The sequence below is a fragment of the Stenotrophomonas sp. YJH_SMC_131 genome, assembly GCF_059367975.1.
The window spans coordinates 186,597-202,683 of sequence record NZ_JCAFRJ010000005.1 but is presented as its reverse complement, the minus strand read 5'-3'; the positions used below and the strand labels follow the sequence as shown (position 1 = coordinate 202,683).

The following is a 16,087-nucleotide window of genomic DNA, read 5'->3' as shown; positions in this document are numbered from 1 at the left end:
TTTAATTTGCCAACCGGAAGGCGGTCAGCTTGCCATCAACGTTCTGCACCAGCAGCACCCCGTCTGCGACGACCGGCTGGGCCAGCAGGGCGTCGCCGCCACTTTTTGCCCGTGCCGCCATCGCACCATCGGACGCCTGCAACCAGTGCACGTATCCCTTGTAGTCGCCGACCACCACGTAGTCGCCGTGCAGCGCCGGGCCGGTCAGCGAACGACGGGCCAGCGCGGTCTGCGACCACATGGCCGCGCCGCTGGCCTTGTCCAGGCCGAACACGCCGCCCTTGTTGTCGGTGACGAACACGTTGCCCGACGACACCGCCACACCACCGGCACCGCCATGGTCGCGCGCCCACAGCGGGCGACCGGTCGGGCCTTCGATGGCCATGGTCTGGTTCTTGAAGCTGCTCACATACAGGGTGTTGCCCTCGAGCACCGGTGCGCCGTCGACATCGGCCATGCGCTCCAGTTCGGTACGGCCTTCGCCGTTGCCCAGGTTCTGCTCCCACAGGGTACGCCCATCCTGCTGGGCCAGGGCGGCAACCGAACCCTCGTCCTTGCCGATGAACAGCACGCCCGGGCCGGTCACCACCGGCGCGTTGCCACGCACGGTCAGCGCCGGCAGCTCGCTCGGGTTGAACCACTTCTGGGTGCCGTTGCCGGCATCGAAGCCGGTAACGCGGCCGTCGTTGCTGCGCACGTAGACCATGCCCTGGGCAACGGCCGGCGCGGCGATGACTTCACCCGGAACACGGGCGCGCCACTTCTCGCTGCCATCGTTGATATCCAGCGCGATGACCTGGCCATCCAGCGTGCCGATCACGACCAGGTTCTCACCGACACCCGGGCCGCCGGACAGGCGCAGCTTCGCCTTCTTCTTTTCCTTCTTCGGCTCCCAGGTCCAGACCTTCTTGCCGGTCTGCAGGTCGATGGCGTGCACGCCACCGGTGATCGCGGCAGCAAACACGTGGCCGTTGGCGACCGCCGGGCCCTGGCGCACGCCGATGCGGCGCTCGCCCTTGCCGAGGTTGACCGACCAGGCCTTGCTGACCTTCAGGGTCGGCTCGAACTTGACCAGCTCAGCCGGTTCCTGTGCCTTCTTCGCGGCCGCGTCCTTGCCGGCGAACCAGCCCTTCATGGTGCTGCAGCCGGTCAGGGCCATGCCCATCAGGAGCACGGTGGCGACGCGGGTGATCATGACCTTCTGACTCATCAAACCGACTCCGCAGGGGCGGCGACGGTGCCGCCGGCGTCCATAACCTTGGTTTCCAGCAGGCGCCGCTGCGGCGCTGCCACGTCCAGCGTCTTCAGCGCCTTCTCGTACTGTGCACGGGCCTCATCACGCTTGCCCTGCGCCATCAGCGCATCGCCATGGATTTCCAGGCTGCTGCTGTCGGTCGCGCTGCCCAGCAGCTTGATGGCCTCGTCGCTCTTGCCGGTGGCCACCAGCAGGCGGGCCACACGCTGGTCGACCACGCGCTGCAGGTCACCTTCGACCTTCACATTGCGCAGGGTTGCCAGTGCCTCTTCATTCTTGCCGGCGTCGACCTGGGCCTTGGCCAGCTGCAGCGCCGCGAGGTCGCCGTAGATGCTGGACGGGCCGGCTTCGAGCGCCTTGACCGCCTTGGCGGCGTCGTCAAGCTTGTTCTGCTGCAGGCCCTGCAGAGCCTTCTGGTACTCGACATTGGCCGAGGCCAGCTTGCCGCCCTGATCCTTCTGGTACCACTGCCAGCCGGCAATGGCACCGATGGCGATGACTACGCCACCGAGGATGCTGGCGCCATTCTTCCGCAGCCAGCTGCGGACGCGTTCACTTTGTTCGTGCTCGTCGAGCAGATCGTCGATCGCCATGCGTACTCTCGCCCCGCCCGTCGGGAGGGACCATTGGGATTATCGAAGGTGGTGAAACCGCGCCTCAGTGCGAAACCGGGACAACGGAGCCTTCAGAGGATACCTGAAAGCGTGCCACGTTGGCTCGCTGGTAGGGGGTCAGATCGACGATAGCGCCGTTCTGCTGAACCTGGACCGCCGAGGCGTTGCCCAGGGTCACCCGGGTCACCTGGCCCGGCGTGAAGCTGCGGGTCTCGCCGGACCTGATCAGCGCCTTCTCGACGGTGCTGCCGTCCGGGCCGCCGATGTCGACCCAGCTGTCGCCGCTGAACTGCATTTCCAGCGCGTTGCCGGCAGCCGCCGGAGCCGGCGCCGGGCGCGGCACCGGGGCCAGCGAGGCCACGTACGGGGTGGCCGCCGGCTTGCTGGCCGGGGCGGTGGTCGTTTCGGCCGGCGCGACAGCCTCGGCACCGGCCGTGGACGGGGTGACCGGCACAGCGGCCGGGATCACATCCAGCGAGGCGGTGCTCGGCGACGGGGTCGCGCTGCCGTCGAAGTGGCCACGGGTGGCGAACCACACCGGCACCGCCAGCACCGCGGTGATGCCGACATACAGCACGCGCCGGCCGAGGTTCTCGGCGATGCGGCGCGCACGCGGGGTATGGGTATGGCTGACCAGGGTGGGCGGAACCACCGGGCCGACCTGGGCCTGTTCCAGCAGCTGGCCGACATCCACGTCGAGCAGGCGCGCATAGCTGCGCAGCTGGCCACGCACGAACACCGGCGCCCCCAGCTTCTGCCATTGTTCCTCTTCCAGCGACTTGACCACCTGGACCGGCATGCGCAGGCGCGAGCCGACATCTTCGAGGGTCAGTCCGGCCGCTTCGCGGGCCTGGCGCAGGCGGGTGCCGCAGCCGGCCGCAGTCTCGAGAGCGCTCACAGTCTGGTCATCAATCACAATGCATCAACCCTGGAGTTAGGAGCCCGCGTCCTGCGGAAATTCCTGTCGAATCCGCTGCAGATAACGATCAGATGCCGCCCGATCGCCCAGCTTCACTTCGATTTGAGACGCAAGTTGTAACACGGAACGCGTTGCGGGTGCAGCCGCAATCCTACGTTCGGCGAAGGCCCGGGCCTCCATGTAGCGGCCCTGGCGGTAGCTCAGCTGGGCCATCGACTCCAGCGCGACCGGGTTGGCCGGGGCCGCCACGAGCGCCGCACGCAGGTCGCGTTCGGCACGTTCAAGCTGGCCCGCGTCCAGTGCGCAGCTGCCGGCATTGGCCTGGGCTTCGCCCGGGGTGGCATAACCCGGCGCCTGCAACGCGCGGTCGAACCAGACCAGCGATTCGACCGGCTGGCCCTGCTGGCACAGCCAGGCACCGTAATTGTTGAGCACGTCGCCGCGCTGCGGCGCCAGTTCGGCGGCCTTGCGGAAGTTCTCACCGGCCTGGCGGGTGCGGCCACGACGATCATCGATGCCGGCCTGCAGCACCAGCGCATCGGGCGCCTCGGGCGCCAGCTTCAGTGCTTCGCGCACCTTGCGCTCGGCGGCATCGAGATTGCCGACCTGCATGTCGCGGGTCGCCAGCGTCAACAGGTCGCGCCAGCGCACTTCGCGCCGCACGCTTTCCGGGTCACCCACCGAATAGACCGGCGCCTGGCTCGGACCGAGCTTGGCCTTGGGATGGGATTTGCAGCCGCCGACCGCAACGGCCAGCACGCCTGCGAGAAGCGCCAGCCAGAGGCGGTCAGGCCGCGGCATCGCTCCCCTTCCCCGCCTGCAGCGTCTTGTTGAACTCCGCCTGGCGGCGGGTGCGGTCCATCACCTGGCCCTTGAGCTGGCCACAGGCGGCGTCGATGTCGTCGCCACGGGTGCGGCGGACCATGGTCAGCACGTTGCTGTCGAGCAGGATCTTCTGGAAGGCGCGGATGTGCGCTTCTTCCGAACGCTCGTAGCGGGTGCCCGGGAACGGATTGAAGGGAATCAGGTTGACCTTGCCCGAATCCTTGGCCTGCACCGCGTTGTCGAACTGGCGCATCAGGCGGGCCAATTCGCGGGCATGCTCGGGCTTGTCGTTGATGCCCTTCATCAGGGTGTATTCGAAGGTGACCGATTCGCGGCGCTTGTTGGCGCGCAGGTAGCGTGCGCACGAGGCCATCAGCTCGGCGATCGGGTACTTCTTGTTGAGCGGCACCAGGGTTTCGCGCAGCGCATCGTTCGGCGCATGCAGCGACACCGCCAGCGACACGTCGCTCTCGGCGGACAAGCGGTCGATCTGCGGCACCAGGCCGGAGGTCGACAGGGTCACGCGCTTGTTGGCCAGGCCGTAGCCCAGGTCGTCGCGCATCACGCTCATGGCGCGCACGACGTTGTCGAAATTCATCAGCGGCTCGCCCATACCCATCATCACCACATTGGTGAGGCGGCGCATCTGGTGCGGCACGTTGCCCAGGTGGCGCGCGGCAACCCACACCTGGCCGATGATCTCGGCAGTGGTCAGGTTGCGGTTGAAGCCCTGGGTGGCGGTGGAGCAGAACGTGCAGTTCAGGCCGCAACCGACCTGCGAGGACACGCACAGCGTGCCGCGGGTCTTGTCCGGGATGTACACGGTCTCGATGGCGTTCTTGCCATCCACGCCCATCGCCAGCAGCCACTTGTGGGTGCCGTCGGCGGAGGGCTTGTCGAACACGATGTTCGGAACCAGCACCTCGGCATGGGCCTGCAGCTTGGCGCGCAGGACCTTGCCGAGGTCGGTCATTTCATCGAAATCGGTGACGTAGCGATGGTGGATCCACTTCATCACCTGATGGGCACGGAACTTCTTCTCGCCGAGAACCTCGACGAAGAACTTCTCCAGGCCCGCGCGATCGAGGTCGAGCAGGTTCTGCTTGCCAGCCGTGGGTGCCGACTTCGGCAGCGGCTGGATGGCGGGGGACTGTACGACCTCGTTCACGGCATTACTCTCAGCGCGAAACGACTTCGGTGGCGGCGAAGAAGTAGGCGATTTCAATCGCGGCATTCTCGACCGAGTCCGAGCCGTGGGCGGCGTTGGCATCGATGGATTCGGCGAAGTCGGCGCGGATGGTGCCCGGCGCGGCTTCCTTCGGGTTGGTGGCGCCCAGCAGGTCGCGGTGGGCCAGGACGGCGTTCTCGCCTTCCAGGGCCTGGATCATCACCGGGCCGGAGATCATGAACTCGACCAGCGCGTTGAAGAACGGACGCTCGCGGTGCACGGCGTAGAAGCCTTCGGCTTCACGGCGCGACAGCTGCTTGTACTTGGCGGCCACGACCTTCAGGCCGGCCTTCTCGAAGCGGGCGTAGATTTCGCCGATGACGTTCTTGGCAACGGCGTCCGGCTTGATGATCGAAAGGGTGCGCTCCAGCGCCATGGGATGTCTCCAATGGAATCGGGCCGCTGATGGCCCGAAGGGTAACATGAAAAAAACCCGCGTCGGGACGCGGGCTTAGCCTGATAAACGTAGGCGAATTGTAAAAGATAAAGCGGCGGCATGGTAGTGCCGGTCGCCGGCCGGCAAACCCTCATGGCAGGGGTCAGATCCCCACAGGGGCTCTGACCCCATTCCGCGCCCAGTGTCGGGGTCGGAGCCCCTGCGGGGATCCGACCCCTACCCCATTCACCCAGCTGAGTGGATTCTGACCGTCCGGGCCATTTTTGCTGCACTGCAAAATGCCATACGCTACCGTCTGGTCCTAGTATCAAACAATCGTTTGATTAAGGTCCGCCCGCCGATGGCCAAACCCGCCCACTTCTCGACCAAGGACCGCATTCTGGGCGCGGCCGAGGAGCTGTTCGCACAGCACGGCTTCGCCGGCACTTCGCTGCGCCAGGTGACCAGCCAGGCCGACGTCAACATCGCAGCGGTCAACTACCACTTCGGCTCCAAGGAGAACCTGGTCAACGAGGTGTTCCGCCGCCGCATGGACGAGATGACCGGCGCCCGCCTGTCGCAGCTCGAACGCGCCCGCAGCGAACATCCCGGGCAGCTGCGCCCGGTGCTGGCCGCGTTCGTCGAGCCGGCATTGGCGCTGGCCCAGGACCGCCAGAACGGCGGTGCCTTCGTGCGCGTGATCGCCCGCGCCTACGCCGAGAAGAACGACAACCTGCGCAAGTTCCTGTCCGACCACTACGGCCACGTGCTGCGTGCGTTCGGCAAGGCCATCGGCGAGTGCGTACCCGACCTGAGCAAGGAAGAGCTGTACTGGCGCCTGGATTTCCTGGCCGGCTCGCTCACCTATGCCATGGCCGACTTCGGGCTGATCAAGCGTCCCGCCGGTGTCACTGAAGCGGCGCATCGTGCCCATGCCGCCCACGAACTGATCCATTTCGCCGAAGCCGGGTTCCGCGCCGCCGCTCGCGCCAGCGCCCTGCCCGCTTCCCTTTGATTCCACCCAGTAACTGCTGACCAACAAAGGCCCTACACCATGTCCAATTCCCTGCTAGTCCGCCGCGCCGCCGTGCTGGGTGCCGGCGTCATGGGTGCCCAGATCGCTGCCCACCTCACCAACGCTGGCGTCGACACCGTGCTGTTCGACCTGCCCGCCAAGGAGGGTCCGGCCGACGGCATCGTGCTGAAGGCGATCGCCAACCTGGGCAAGCTGAGCCCGGCACCGCTGGCCAGCAAGTCGCTGGCCGAAGCCATCACTCCGGCCAACTACGAGTCCGGCCTGGAGCAGCTGAAGGACTGCGACCTGATCATCGAGGCCATCGCCGAGCGCATGGACTGGAAGCAGGACCTGTACAAGAAGATCGCGCCGTTCGTGGCCGACCACGCGGTGCTGGCCTCCAACACCTCGGGCCTGGGCATCAACAAGCTGGCCGACGTGCTGCCCGAGCAGCTGCGCCACCGCTTCTGCGGCGTGCACTTCTTCAACCCGCCGCGCTACATGCACCTGGCCGAGCTGATCCCGGCCACCACCACCGACGCCGCCGTGCTGGAAGGCCTGGAAGAGTTCCTGGTCACCACCCTGGGCAAGGGCGTGGTGTACGCCAAGGACACCCCGAACTTCATCGGCAACCGCATCGGCGTGTTCTCGATCCTGTCCACCATCCACCACACCCAGCAGTTCGGCCTGGGCTTCGATGAAGTGGACGGCCTGACCGGTCCGCTGGTCGGCCGCCCGAAGTCGGCCACCTACCGCACCTCCGACGTGGTCGGCCTGGACACCATGGCCCACGTCATCAAGACCATGGGGGACACCCTGCCGAATGACCCGTGGCATGAATTCTTCAAGTCGCCGAAGTGGCTGGACGCGCTGATCGCCAAGGGCGCGCTGGGCCAGAAGACCGGTGCCGGCATCTTCCGCAAGGTCGGCAAGGACATCGTGGTGCTGGACCTGGAGAAGCAGGACTACCGTCCGGCCGATCGCGCTGCCGCGCCGGAAGTGGTCGAGATCCTGAAGATCAGGAACCCGGCCGAGAAGTTCGCCAAGCTGCGCGAGAGCCAGCACCCGCAGGCGCAGTTCCTGTGGGCGACCTTCCGCGACCTGTTCCACTACAGCGCCTACCACCTGGCCGACATCGCCGAGACCGCGCGCGACGTCGACCTGGCCATCCGCTGGGGCTACGGCTGGTCGCTGGGCCCGTTCGAGACCTGGCAGGCCGCCGGCTGGAAGCAGGTGGCGCAGTGGATCGCCGATGACATCGTCGCCGGCAAGAGCATGAGCAACGCGCCGCTGCCGGATTGGGTGTTCGATGGCCGCGACGGCGTGCATGCCGCCGAAGGCAGCTACAGCCCGTCGCGCAACGCCAAGCTGCCGCGCTCGTCGCTGCCGGTGTACCAGCGCCAGCGCTTCCCCGATCCGCTGCTGGGCGAGACGTTCGCGCCGGGCGAGACCGTGTTCGAGAACGACGGCCTGCGCATGTGGCACGACGGTGATGGCATCGCCGTGGTCAGCTTCAAGACCAAGATGAACACCGTGTCCGACCAGGTGCTGGACGGCCTGCAGGAATGCGTGAGCCGCGCCGAGAAGGACTTCCAGGGCCTGGTGATCTGGCAGCAGAAGGAACCCTTCTCCGCCGGTGCCGACTTGGCCGGCGCGCTGGGCCTGCTGCAGGCCGGCAAGGTCGACCAGTTCGAAGAAATGGTTGCCAACTTCCAGCGCACCAGCCAGCGCATCAAGTACTCGCTGGTGCCAGTGGTGGCTGCCGTGCGCGGCCTGGCCCTGGGTGGCGGCTGCGAGTTCCAGATGCACAGCGCCAAGACCGTGGCCTTCCTGGAAAGCTACATCGGCCTGGTCGAGGCCGGCGTCGGCCTGCTGCCGGCCGGTGGTGGCCTGAAGGAACTGGCCGTGCGCGCCTCGCAGGCCGCGGGCCCGGGCGGCGACGTGTTCGCCGAACTGAAGAAGACCTTCGAGACCGTGGCGATGGCCAAGGTGTCCAACTCGGCGGTCAACGCCAAGGAACTGGGCCTGCTGCGCAGCACCGACAAGGTGGTGTTCAACAGCTACGAGGCCCTGCACATCGCCAAGGCCGAAGCACGCGCCCTGGCCGAAGCGGGTTACCGCCCGCCGCTGCCGGCACGCCGCATCCAGGTGGCCGGTGACGTGGGTATCGCCACCTTCAAGATGATGCTGGTCAACATGCTGGAAGGCCGCTTCATCAGCCCGTACGACTACGAGATCGCCGAGCGCATCGCTACCGTGCTGTGCGGTGGCAAGGTCGACCGCGGCACCCTGGTCGACGAAGAGTGGCTGCTGACCCTGGAGCGCAAGCACTTCGTCGAACTGGCCCAGCAGGAAAAGACCCAGGCCCGCATCGCGCACATGCTGAAGACCGGCAAGCCGCTGCGTAACTGATCGCCCATCCCTGCTTCCGGTGGGTGCCGGCCGTTGGTCGGCACTCCGGCTAAAAAATTCAAGAGATCACTGCAATGACCAAGCAAATCCAGGACGCCTACATCGTCGCCGCCACCCGTACCCCGGTTGGCAAGGCGCCCAAGGGCATGTTCCGCAACACCCGCCCCGACGACATGCTTGCGCACGTGCTGCGCAGCGTCGTCGCCCAGGCCCCGGGCGTGGACGTCAACCGCATCGATGACGCCATCATCGGTTGCGCCATGCCGGAAGCCGAGCAGGGCATGAACGTGGCCCGCATCGGCGTGCTGCTGGCCGGCCTGCCGAACACCATCGCCGCACAGACCGTGAACCGCTTCTGCTCCTCCGGCCTGCAGGCCGTGGCGCAGGCCGCCGACGCGATCCGCCTGGGCAACGCCGACCTGATGCTGGCCGGCGGCACCGAGTCGATGTCGATGGTGCCGATGATGGGCAACAAGATCGCCATGGCGCCGAGCGTGTTCGACAACGACCACGTTGCCATCGCCTACGGCATGGGCATCACCGCCGAGAAGGTCGCCGAAGAGTGGAAGGTCTCGCGCGAAGACCAGGACGCCTTTGCCCTGGCCTCGCACCAGAAGGCCATGGCCGCGATCCAGAACGGCGAGTTCAAGGACGAGATCAGCCCGTACGAGATCGTCTCGCACCTGCCGGACCTGGCCGACGGCCAGCGCATCATCACCCGCAACAAGATCGCCGACACCGACGAAGGCCCCCGCCCGGACTCCTCGGCCGAAGGCCTGGCCAAGCTGCGCCCGGTGTTCCGCAACGGCCAGTTCGGCGGCACCGTCACCGCCGGCAACTCGTCGCAGATGAGCGACGGCGCCGGCGCCGTGCTGCTGGCCTCGGAGCAGGCGATCAAGGATTACGGCCTGACCCCGCTGGCCCGTTTCGTCAGCTTCTCGGTGGCCGGCGTGCGCCCGGAAGTGATGGGCATCGGCCCGATCGCCGCGATCCCGAAGGCACTGAAGCAGGCCGGCCTGACCCAGGATCAGCTGGACTGGATCGAGCTCAACGAAGCCTTCGCCGCGCAGTCGCTGGCGGTGATCCGCGATTGCGGCCTGGACCCGGCCAAGGTCAACCCGCTGGGCGGCGCGATTGCCTTGGGCCACCCGCTGGGTGCGACCGGCGCGATCCGTACCGCAACCCTGCTGCACGGCCTGCGTCGTCGCCAGCAGAAGTACGGCATGGTGACGATGTGCATCGGCACCGGCATGGGTGCGGCGGGTATTTTCGAGGCGCTGTAAGGTTCAAGGCGTTGCCTCGTTGGGCTTCATGGCGCGGGTCGGGTTGGCAGGGCTGCCCGGGACACGCCGTGAACCCTTCCATGGGGGCTCGATGGCGCCATCCATGGCGCCAACGGTCCCGGGCAGCCCTGCCAACCCGGCCCTTCCAGCCTCCCCGCGGCGGAGGGATGAGCAAATGCAGGGTCAAAGGCTGGGGTCAGATCCCTTTGCTGCGCAAAGGGATCTGACCCCAACAAGCAGAAAAGGCAGCCTATGGCTGCCTTTTTTGCTTGTGCTTCTGCCTTTGATTCCGCCCTTCCCGTCCGCGCCGCACGGAAACTGTCGAGAGGGGGCGGATGGCCCTCTCCAAAACCGTTGGCGCCATGGATGGCGCCATCGAGCACCATGGAAGGGCTTTGGCGTGTTTTGGAGAGGGCCATCCGCCCCCTCCCCCACGTATCAATCAAGGCGCCGCACGGAGCGCTTGATAAAACCCTTATTCCGCCAGCATCGCCGCCAGCTTCTCCCGCGCCGGGCCAGCCAGCTTCGGGTTGTCCAGCGCGAAGCGGATCGTCGCCTCCACCAGACCCAGGTGCGTGCCGCAGTCGAAGCGGGTGCCCTCGAAACGATAGGCATCGACTTCTTCGGTCTTCAGCAGCTCGGCAATCGCATCGGTCAGCTGGATCTCGCCGCCGGCACCGGTCTGGGTCTGTTCCAGCAGCTCGAAGATCTTCGGGCTGAGCACGTAACGACCCACCACCGCCAGGTCGCTCGGCGCGTCCTCCGGCTTCGGCTTCTCGACGATCTGCGAAATACGGCCCTTGCGGCCATCGAACGCGTCGGTGGCGACGATGCCGTAACTGGCGGTCTTATCGTGCGGCACGTCTTCGACCGCGATCACGCTGGCGCCACTGGCTTCGTTGAGGTCGGCCATCTGCTTCAGCGCGCCCGCACCGCGGTTCCAGATCAGGTCGTCGGGCAGCAGTACGGCAAACGGCTCGTCACCGATCACCGACCTGGCACACAGCACCGCGTGCCCGAGGCCCAGCGCCTCGGCCTGGGTCACGAAGATCGCGCGCACACCATTGGGGAGCACGTGCCGGATCAGTTCCAGCTGCTCCTGCTTGCCAGCGCGCTCAAGCTTCTGCTCCAGCTCGTACGCCTTGTCGAAATAGTCGGCAACGGCGTGCTTGTAGCGGTTGGTGATGAACACCAGCGTGTCACAGCCGGCTTCGATCGCCTCATCCACCGCGTACTGGATCAGCGGCCGATCAATGATCGGCAGCATCTCCTTCGGCACAGTCTTGGTTGCTGGCAAAAAACGCGTCCCCAATCCTGCCACCGGGAAAACTGCTTTGCGAATTCGCTTGCTCATTGGTGCCTGTTGGCCTCACGTGCCGGAAAAGGCACGACTTTAGCGGATGAAATGTAAGCATCCTGTTCGATTGGCGAGAATTCCGGCATCGTCGCAAACAGGATTTCCTGGATGCGGGCGGTGTCGTAGCTGGCAATCGCCTCGCGCAGGCGCGGAACGTTGCCCAGCACCAGGTCGCGCGAGAACGTACGCACGCCGGCTTCAAGAATCTTCGGGTGCGCGGTGGAGCGGTAATCTTCGTCCGAATAGAACAGCGTCTCGTGCAGCTTCTCGCCCGGACGCAGGCCGGTATAGATGATCTGGATGTCCTTGTACGGCTGCTTGCCGGTCAGGCGGATCATCTGTTCGGCCAGCACGCGGATCGGCACCGGCTCGCCCATGTCGAGGGTATAGATCGCACCATGCGACGCCGATGCGGCCGCCTGCAGGATCAGCTGGCAGGCCTCGGGAATGGTCATGAAGTAGCGGCTGACTTCCGGGTCGGTGACCGTGACCGGGCCACCGCGCAGGATCTGCTCGCGGAACAGCGGCACCACGCTGCCGGCCGACGCCAGCACGTTGCCGAAGCGCACCGTGACGAAACGGGTATGCGTGGACTTCTGGTCCAGGCTCTGGCAGATCATCTCGGCGTAGCGCTTGCTTGCGCCCAGCGCATTGACCGGGTCGACCGCCTTGTCGGTGGAGATGAACACGAAATGCTCCACGCGGGCTTCCAGGCAGGCGCGCGCGACGTTCTCGGTCGCCAGGATGTTGTTGCGCACTGCTTCACGCAGCTGGCGTTCCAGCACCGGTACATGCTTGTAGGCGGCCGCATGGAAAGCGGTATCGACCGGGTGCAGCGACAGCGCGTGGCGGATCACCGCCGGGTCACCGCAGTCGCCCAGCACCGCCTCGATCTCGACATCGGGGAAGCTGCGACGCAGCTCGCCCTCGATGGTCAGCAGCAGCAGCTCGCTGATCTCCAGCAGGATGATGCGACCGGCACCATGCCGCGCGCACTGGCGGCACAGCTCCGAGCCGATCGAACCACCGGCGCCGGTAACCATCACGGTGCGCCCACCCAACCAGCCGCGGATCAGGTTCCAGTCCGGCATGATCGGCTTGCGCCCCAGCAGGTCCTCGATCGCCACTTCCTTCAGCTGGCCCGGCAGCGACTGGCCCTGCAGGATGTCACTGAGCTTGGGCACGGTACGGAACGGCACGCCGGTGCTTTCGCAGATCGCGACGACGCGCTGCATGCCTGCGGCGTCCAGCGACGGCATGGCAATGACCAGCAGCTTGGCAGCGGTCTCGCGGACCACCGTTGGCGCGTCATCCAGCGTACCCAGGATCGGCAGGCCCTGCAGCTTGGCACCCCGCAGGTGCGGTGCATCGTCGAGCAGGCCGACCGGCTCGAAGTTGCCGGAGCGGCGCAGGTCGCGCACCAGGGTCTCGGCCGCCTGGCCGGCGCCGAGGATCAGCACGCGGCGGGCGCTGGAATCGGACTGCAGTGCCTGGTAGTCCTTCCAGGCGCGGTACAGCAGGCGCGGCGCGCCGAGCAGTGCCGACAGCGCGAACGGGTAGATCACCAGCACCGACATGGGTACGCCGTCGAAGCGCTTCCACATCAGCACCAGGATGATGGCCACCATGCCGATGAAGCTGGCCTTGAAGATGTTCAGCAGGTCGCTGACGCTGGCAAACCGCCACAGGCCGCGGTACAGGCCCACGCGCCAGAACACCAGGCCCTGCAGCAGCAGGACCAGGGTGGTATCGACGTTCCACAGGGGCAGCGCCGGGGCGTTGGGCAGGATCGAGTAACGCCCTGCATGGAGCAGCTGCCAGCATGCCCAGACCATGAAGAGGTCGTGGCAGACGATGGCCGAACGCGGCATCAGGCCGAGGATTCTGTCCCGCCAGGGTGAAGCCATAATTCAGGTAATTCCTTGTCGGTGGCGCATTCCATTGCGCAGGAGGAGCCAGAGGACGCTCAGCGCGATGAACCACGCGATCGCCACGACAGCCTCCCACCTCGGCTGCAAATTGGAGCAGACATTGAACACTGTAATACTGAACAGACCCAAAGCAAAGTACATCCCTGTCACCTGCGGGTGACTGGCTCCTGCCTGCACCGCGCGCTGGTAGACATGCTGGGTATGGGGTTCCATCCAGCGTTGTCCGGAAATGATGCGCGCCAGCAGTGTGAAGCCCGCGTCCACGAGGAACGGCGAAACCGGTACCAGCAGCAGGATCCAGTTGATATCGGTACGCACACTGGCGATCGCCAGCACCACTGCGACCGCATACCCCAGCGCACCGCTTCCGACATCGCCCATGAAGATCCGGGCGCGAGGGAAGTTGAACGGCAGGAATCCAAGACAGGCCAGGCCCAGCGCCACGGCGGCCAGTGAATAGGGCCACGGCAGCACCGGCGCCAGCCCCAGCATCGCCACGACGGCCTGGCTGGCGGCGATGCCATTGATGCCGTCCATGAAGTTCCAGATGTTGATCAGCGACGCGGTGAACAGCAGCACCAGCACCGACAACAGCCAGCTGCCACCATTCACCTTGACCAGGCCGGCCAACAGCGCTGCGGCGATGAAATGCACCAGCAGGCGACGCATCGCCGGCAGGGGCTTGTGGTCGTCCCACCAGCCGATACCGGCCACCAGCACCAGCCCAAGGCTGGCCACCAGCACCGTCGGCGTGCTTTCGGGCCAGGCCCAGATGGCCACGCCGGCGGTCACCAGCAGGCTGATGACGATGGCGATGCCGCCACCGCGCGGGGTGGCAACGCTATGGCTGCGACGCTCGCCCGGCTGGTCCATCAACTGCTGGTGCAGTGCATAGCCCCGCGCAGCCCAGGTCAGCAACGCACTGAGCAGGGCGAGCCCCAGCAGCGCGCCCATCACAAGCCAGGGCATGGATCAGAGCACCGCGTAGTTCAGCAGCGGCTTGACCGTCCCCCACTCCTTGCAGCTCGGGCACTGCCAGTGGTGGGTACGCGCACCGAAGCCGCAGCGCGTGCAGCGATAGGCCGGGTTGCGCACCAGCAGCTGGTCGGTGATGTGCTTGAGGTCATGCAGGGTGGCGGTGGAATCGGCTCCCTCGGCGAGGGTCAGATCGATCAGCGCGGATTCGCCACGTACCGACGGGCGATCCTTGAGCTGGCGACCGAGGTAGGCACGGGCCGGCGCCACACCTTCCTGCTCTTCCATCAACCGGGTCAGCGCCAATACCGGGGCGATGCCGCGGTAGTGCTCGGTCATCTCCGACAGGAACGCGCGTGCACCTGCCAGATCGCCGACCCTGCGATAGTTCTGCATCAGTGCCGGCAGCAGTTCCGGCAGGTATTCGGGGTCGTTGCGCGCGGCGCGCTCGAAGGCGCGCACAGCGGCCTCTGGATTGCCCGCGTCGGTTTCCAGCCGGCCCTCGATGATGCCGGCGCGCACCGACATCGCGTCGGCCTGGTAGGCGCGGGCGATCGCTGCCCTCGCCTCTTCCAGCTTGCCGGCGCCACGGAAACGTTCGGCCAGTTCGCATTCGAACTGTCCGATCAGCTTGCCCATCGGCTCGCCGGTGACGTCCTCGAAACGGGTCGCGTTGTCGATCGCCTTTTCCCAGTCGCGCTCGGCCTGGTAGATGCCGATCAGGTGCTTGAGTGCCTGCGGTGCACGCTGATCCAGCTGCGCCAGCTCGGTGAACACGGTCTCGGCACGGTCCAGCAGGCCGGACTTCATGTAGTCCTCGCCCAGCGCCAGCAGGGCCTGCACGCGCTGTGCATCACTGAGGTCGTGGCGGTTGACCAGGCCCTGGTGCAGGCGGATGGCGCGGTCGACTTCGCCGCGGCGGCGGAACAGGTGGCCCAGCGCGACCTGGGTCTCGAAGGTTTCCTTGTCCAGCTCGGCGATGTGCAGGAACAGCTCGATGGCCTTGTCCGGCTGCTCGTTGAGCAGGTAGTTCAGGCCACGGAAATAGGTGCTCGACAGGCGGCTGACCTGGCTGTCACCGTGGCGTTGACCACCGCGCCGCCCGATCACCCACCCAGCCAGGGCGGCCAGCGGAACGAACAGGAAGAACCAGAACCACTCGGTGACGAAATCCATCTTCGATCAGCGTCCATCAAAAGATTGAGGGGAAGCAACCGGTGCCGGCGTGGCGGCAGCGGACTTGTTGGCGCGGCGCAGCTGGCTGTAGAGCGGAATGACCACGCTCACCAGCACCAGGCCAGCGCCAACGATGACGCCGATCAGCAACGCGGCAATGATGGCCACGCCGACCGAGGTCTTAAGCTGGGTGAACAGCAGGTTGATGGTCATCTCGTCCATGTTCATGGCACCGATGATCAACCCAAGAATGAGTACCGCCAGCAGGACCAGCAGACGAAAAACCTTCATGCGACAGCTCCAGTGGCAGGAGTCCGTAGCTTATCCGACTCGCGGCTGGATTCGCACGCGGTGGCGCGACGGAAGGCTCAGGCCGGATCGGCGTCCAGCGGCAGTACACTGCTGACCCGCTCGCGCAGTTCCTTGCCCGGCTTGAAATGGGGGACATGCTTGCCCGGCAGGGCAACCGATTCGCCGGTCTTCGGGTTGCGACCCAGGCGCGGCGGACGATAGTGCAGCGAGAAGCTGCCAAATCCACGGATTTCGATGCGATCCCCGGCGGACAGCGATCCGCCCATCATTTCCAGCAACGACTTCACCGCCAGATCGACATCATCGGCCTTCAGGTGCGCCTGGCGGCGCGCAAGGATTTCGATCAGTTCGGATTTGGTCATTACCGGCTCACATCAGGGGCATCTCAGCCTGAAACGGCCCGGGCAAT

Annotated in this window: 15 protein-coding genes; 3 read left to right on the top strand and 12 right to left on the bottom strand. The window is 66.1% G+C overall.

What is annotated here, in order from left to right:
- Nucleotide 1 precedes the first annotated feature (1 nt).
- From bamB to ndk, 6 genes are all read right to left on the bottom strand, one after another.
- On the bottom strand, nucleotides 2-1,210 hold the full coding sequence (gene bamB, locus AC5P56_RS12485; RefSeq protein WP_126411981.1) for an outer membrane protein assembly factor BamB: 1,209 nt from the start codon (nucleotides 1,208-1,210) through the stop codon (nucleotides 2-4).
- Nucleotides 1,210-1,848 carry a YfgM family protein gene (locus AC5P56_RS12480; RefSeq protein ID WP_014646859.1) on the bottom strand — a complete coding sequence of 213 codons (639 nt, stop codon included), beginning with the start codon at nucleotides 1,846-1,848 and terminating at the stop codon, nucleotides 1,210-1,212. Before AC5P56_RS12480 ends, bamB begins: the two co-directional genes overlap by 1 nt.
- Before the next feature lie 64 nt (nucleotides 1,849-1,912).
- A complete protein-coding gene (locus tag AC5P56_RS12475; RefSeq protein WP_227864447.1) occupies nucleotides 1,913-2,785 on the bottom strand; it encodes a RodZ domain-containing protein in 873 nt (290 codons plus the stop codon).
- A gap of 18 nt (nucleotides 2,786-2,803) precedes the next feature.
- Nucleotides 2,804-3,589: a type IV pilus biogenesis/stability protein PilW gene (gene pilW / locus AC5P56_RS12470; RefSeq protein WP_049440715.1), complete on the bottom strand. Its 786-nt coding sequence runs from the start codon at nucleotides 3,587-3,589 to the stop codon at nucleotides 2,804-2,806.
- Nucleotides 3,576-4,781 (bottom strand): dual-specificity RNA methyltransferase RlmN, encoded by a 1,206-nt coding sequence (gene rlmN, locus AC5P56_RS12465; RefSeq protein WP_005409296.1) that lies wholly within the window; start codon nucleotides 4,779-4,781, stop codon nucleotides 3,576-3,578. The genes pilW and rlmN overlap by 14 nt, the downstream gene beginning before the upstream one ends.
- Nucleotides 4,782-4,791: 10 nt before the next feature.
- Entirely contained in the window at nucleotides 4,792-5,217 is a 426-nt protein-coding gene (gene ndk / locus AC5P56_RS12460; protein ID WP_005409295.1) for a nucleoside-diphosphate kinase, read from the bottom strand.
- A 361-nt stretch (nucleotides 5,218-5,578) separates the two neighbouring features.
- Here ndk and AC5P56_RS12455 point away from each other — a divergent pair, with 361 nt between their 5' ends.
- The 3 genes from AC5P56_RS12455 (at nucleotide 5,579) to AC5P56_RS12445 (ending at nucleotide 9,927) form a co-directional block, all read left to right on the top strand.
- Nucleotides 5,579-6,232, top strand: coding sequence for a TetR/AcrR family transcriptional regulator (locus tag AC5P56_RS12455; protein ID WP_014646856.1), 654 nt, complete (start codon nucleotides 5,579-5,581; stop codon nucleotides 6,230-6,232).
- Nucleotides 6,233-6,271: 39 nt separating this feature from the next.
- Nucleotides 6,272-8,644 carry a 3-hydroxyacyl-CoA dehydrogenase/enoyl-CoA hydratase family protein gene (locus AC5P56_RS12450; RefSeq protein WP_133934445.1) on the top strand — a complete coding sequence of 791 codons (2,373 nt, stop codon included), beginning with the start codon at nucleotides 6,272-6,274 and terminating at the stop codon, nucleotides 8,642-8,644.
- A gap of 74 nt (nucleotides 8,645-8,718) precedes the next feature.
- Nucleotides 8,719-9,927, top strand: a complete 1,209-nt coding sequence (locus AC5P56_RS12445) for an acetyl-CoA C-acyltransferase (protein WP_019661304.1) — start codon at nucleotides 8,719-8,721, stop codon at nucleotides 9,925-9,927.
- A gap of 475 nt (nucleotides 9,928-10,402) precedes the next feature.
- On the opposite strand, the gene galU is transcribed toward AC5P56_RS12445, so the two are convergent.
- The 6 genes from galU to AC5P56_RS12415 all read right to left on the bottom strand — a co-directional run bounded on the left by galU (nucleotide 10,403) and on the right by AC5P56_RS12415 (nucleotide 16,040).
- The gene (gene galU, locus AC5P56_RS12440) at nucleotides 10,403-11,281 is read right to left on the bottom strand and encodes a UTP--glucose-1-phosphate uridylyltransferase GalU (RefSeq protein ID WP_032960751.1); all 879 of its coding nucleotides are present in this window, start codon (nucleotides 11,279-11,281) and stop codon (nucleotides 10,403-10,405) included.
- Nucleotides 11,278-13,191 carry a polysaccharide biosynthesis protein gene (locus tag AC5P56_RS12435; RefSeq protein WP_014646852.1) on the bottom strand — a complete coding sequence of 638 codons (1,914 nt, stop codon included), beginning with the start codon at nucleotides 13,189-13,191 and terminating at the stop codon, nucleotides 11,278-11,280. The genes galU and AC5P56_RS12435 overlap by 4 nt, the downstream gene beginning before the upstream one ends.
- A gap of 3 nt (nucleotides 13,192-13,194) precedes the next feature.
- Entirely contained in the window at nucleotides 13,195-14,184 is a 990-nt protein-coding gene (locus AC5P56_RS12430; protein ID WP_126411976.1) for an MraY family glycosyltransferase, read from the bottom strand.
- Nucleotides 14,185-14,187: 3 nt separating this feature from the next.
- A complete protein-coding gene (gene lapB / locus AC5P56_RS12425) occupies nucleotides 14,188-15,366 on the bottom strand; it encodes a lipopolysaccharide assembly protein LapB (protein WP_014646850.1) in 1,179 nt (392 codons plus the stop codon).
- 6 nt (nucleotides 15,367-15,372) lie between these two features.
- The gene (locus AC5P56_RS12420) at nucleotides 15,373-15,657 is read right to left on the bottom strand and encodes a LapA family protein (RefSeq protein WP_014646849.1); all 285 of its coding nucleotides are present in this window, start codon (nucleotides 15,655-15,657) and stop codon (nucleotides 15,373-15,375) included.
- Between the two features lie 77 nt (nucleotides 15,658-15,734).
- Nucleotides 15,735-16,040, bottom strand: a complete 306-nt coding sequence (locus AC5P56_RS12415; protein ID WP_005409286.1) for an integration host factor subunit beta — start codon at nucleotides 16,038-16,040, stop codon at nucleotides 15,735-15,737.
- Nucleotides 16,041-16,087: the final 47 nt, after the last annotated feature.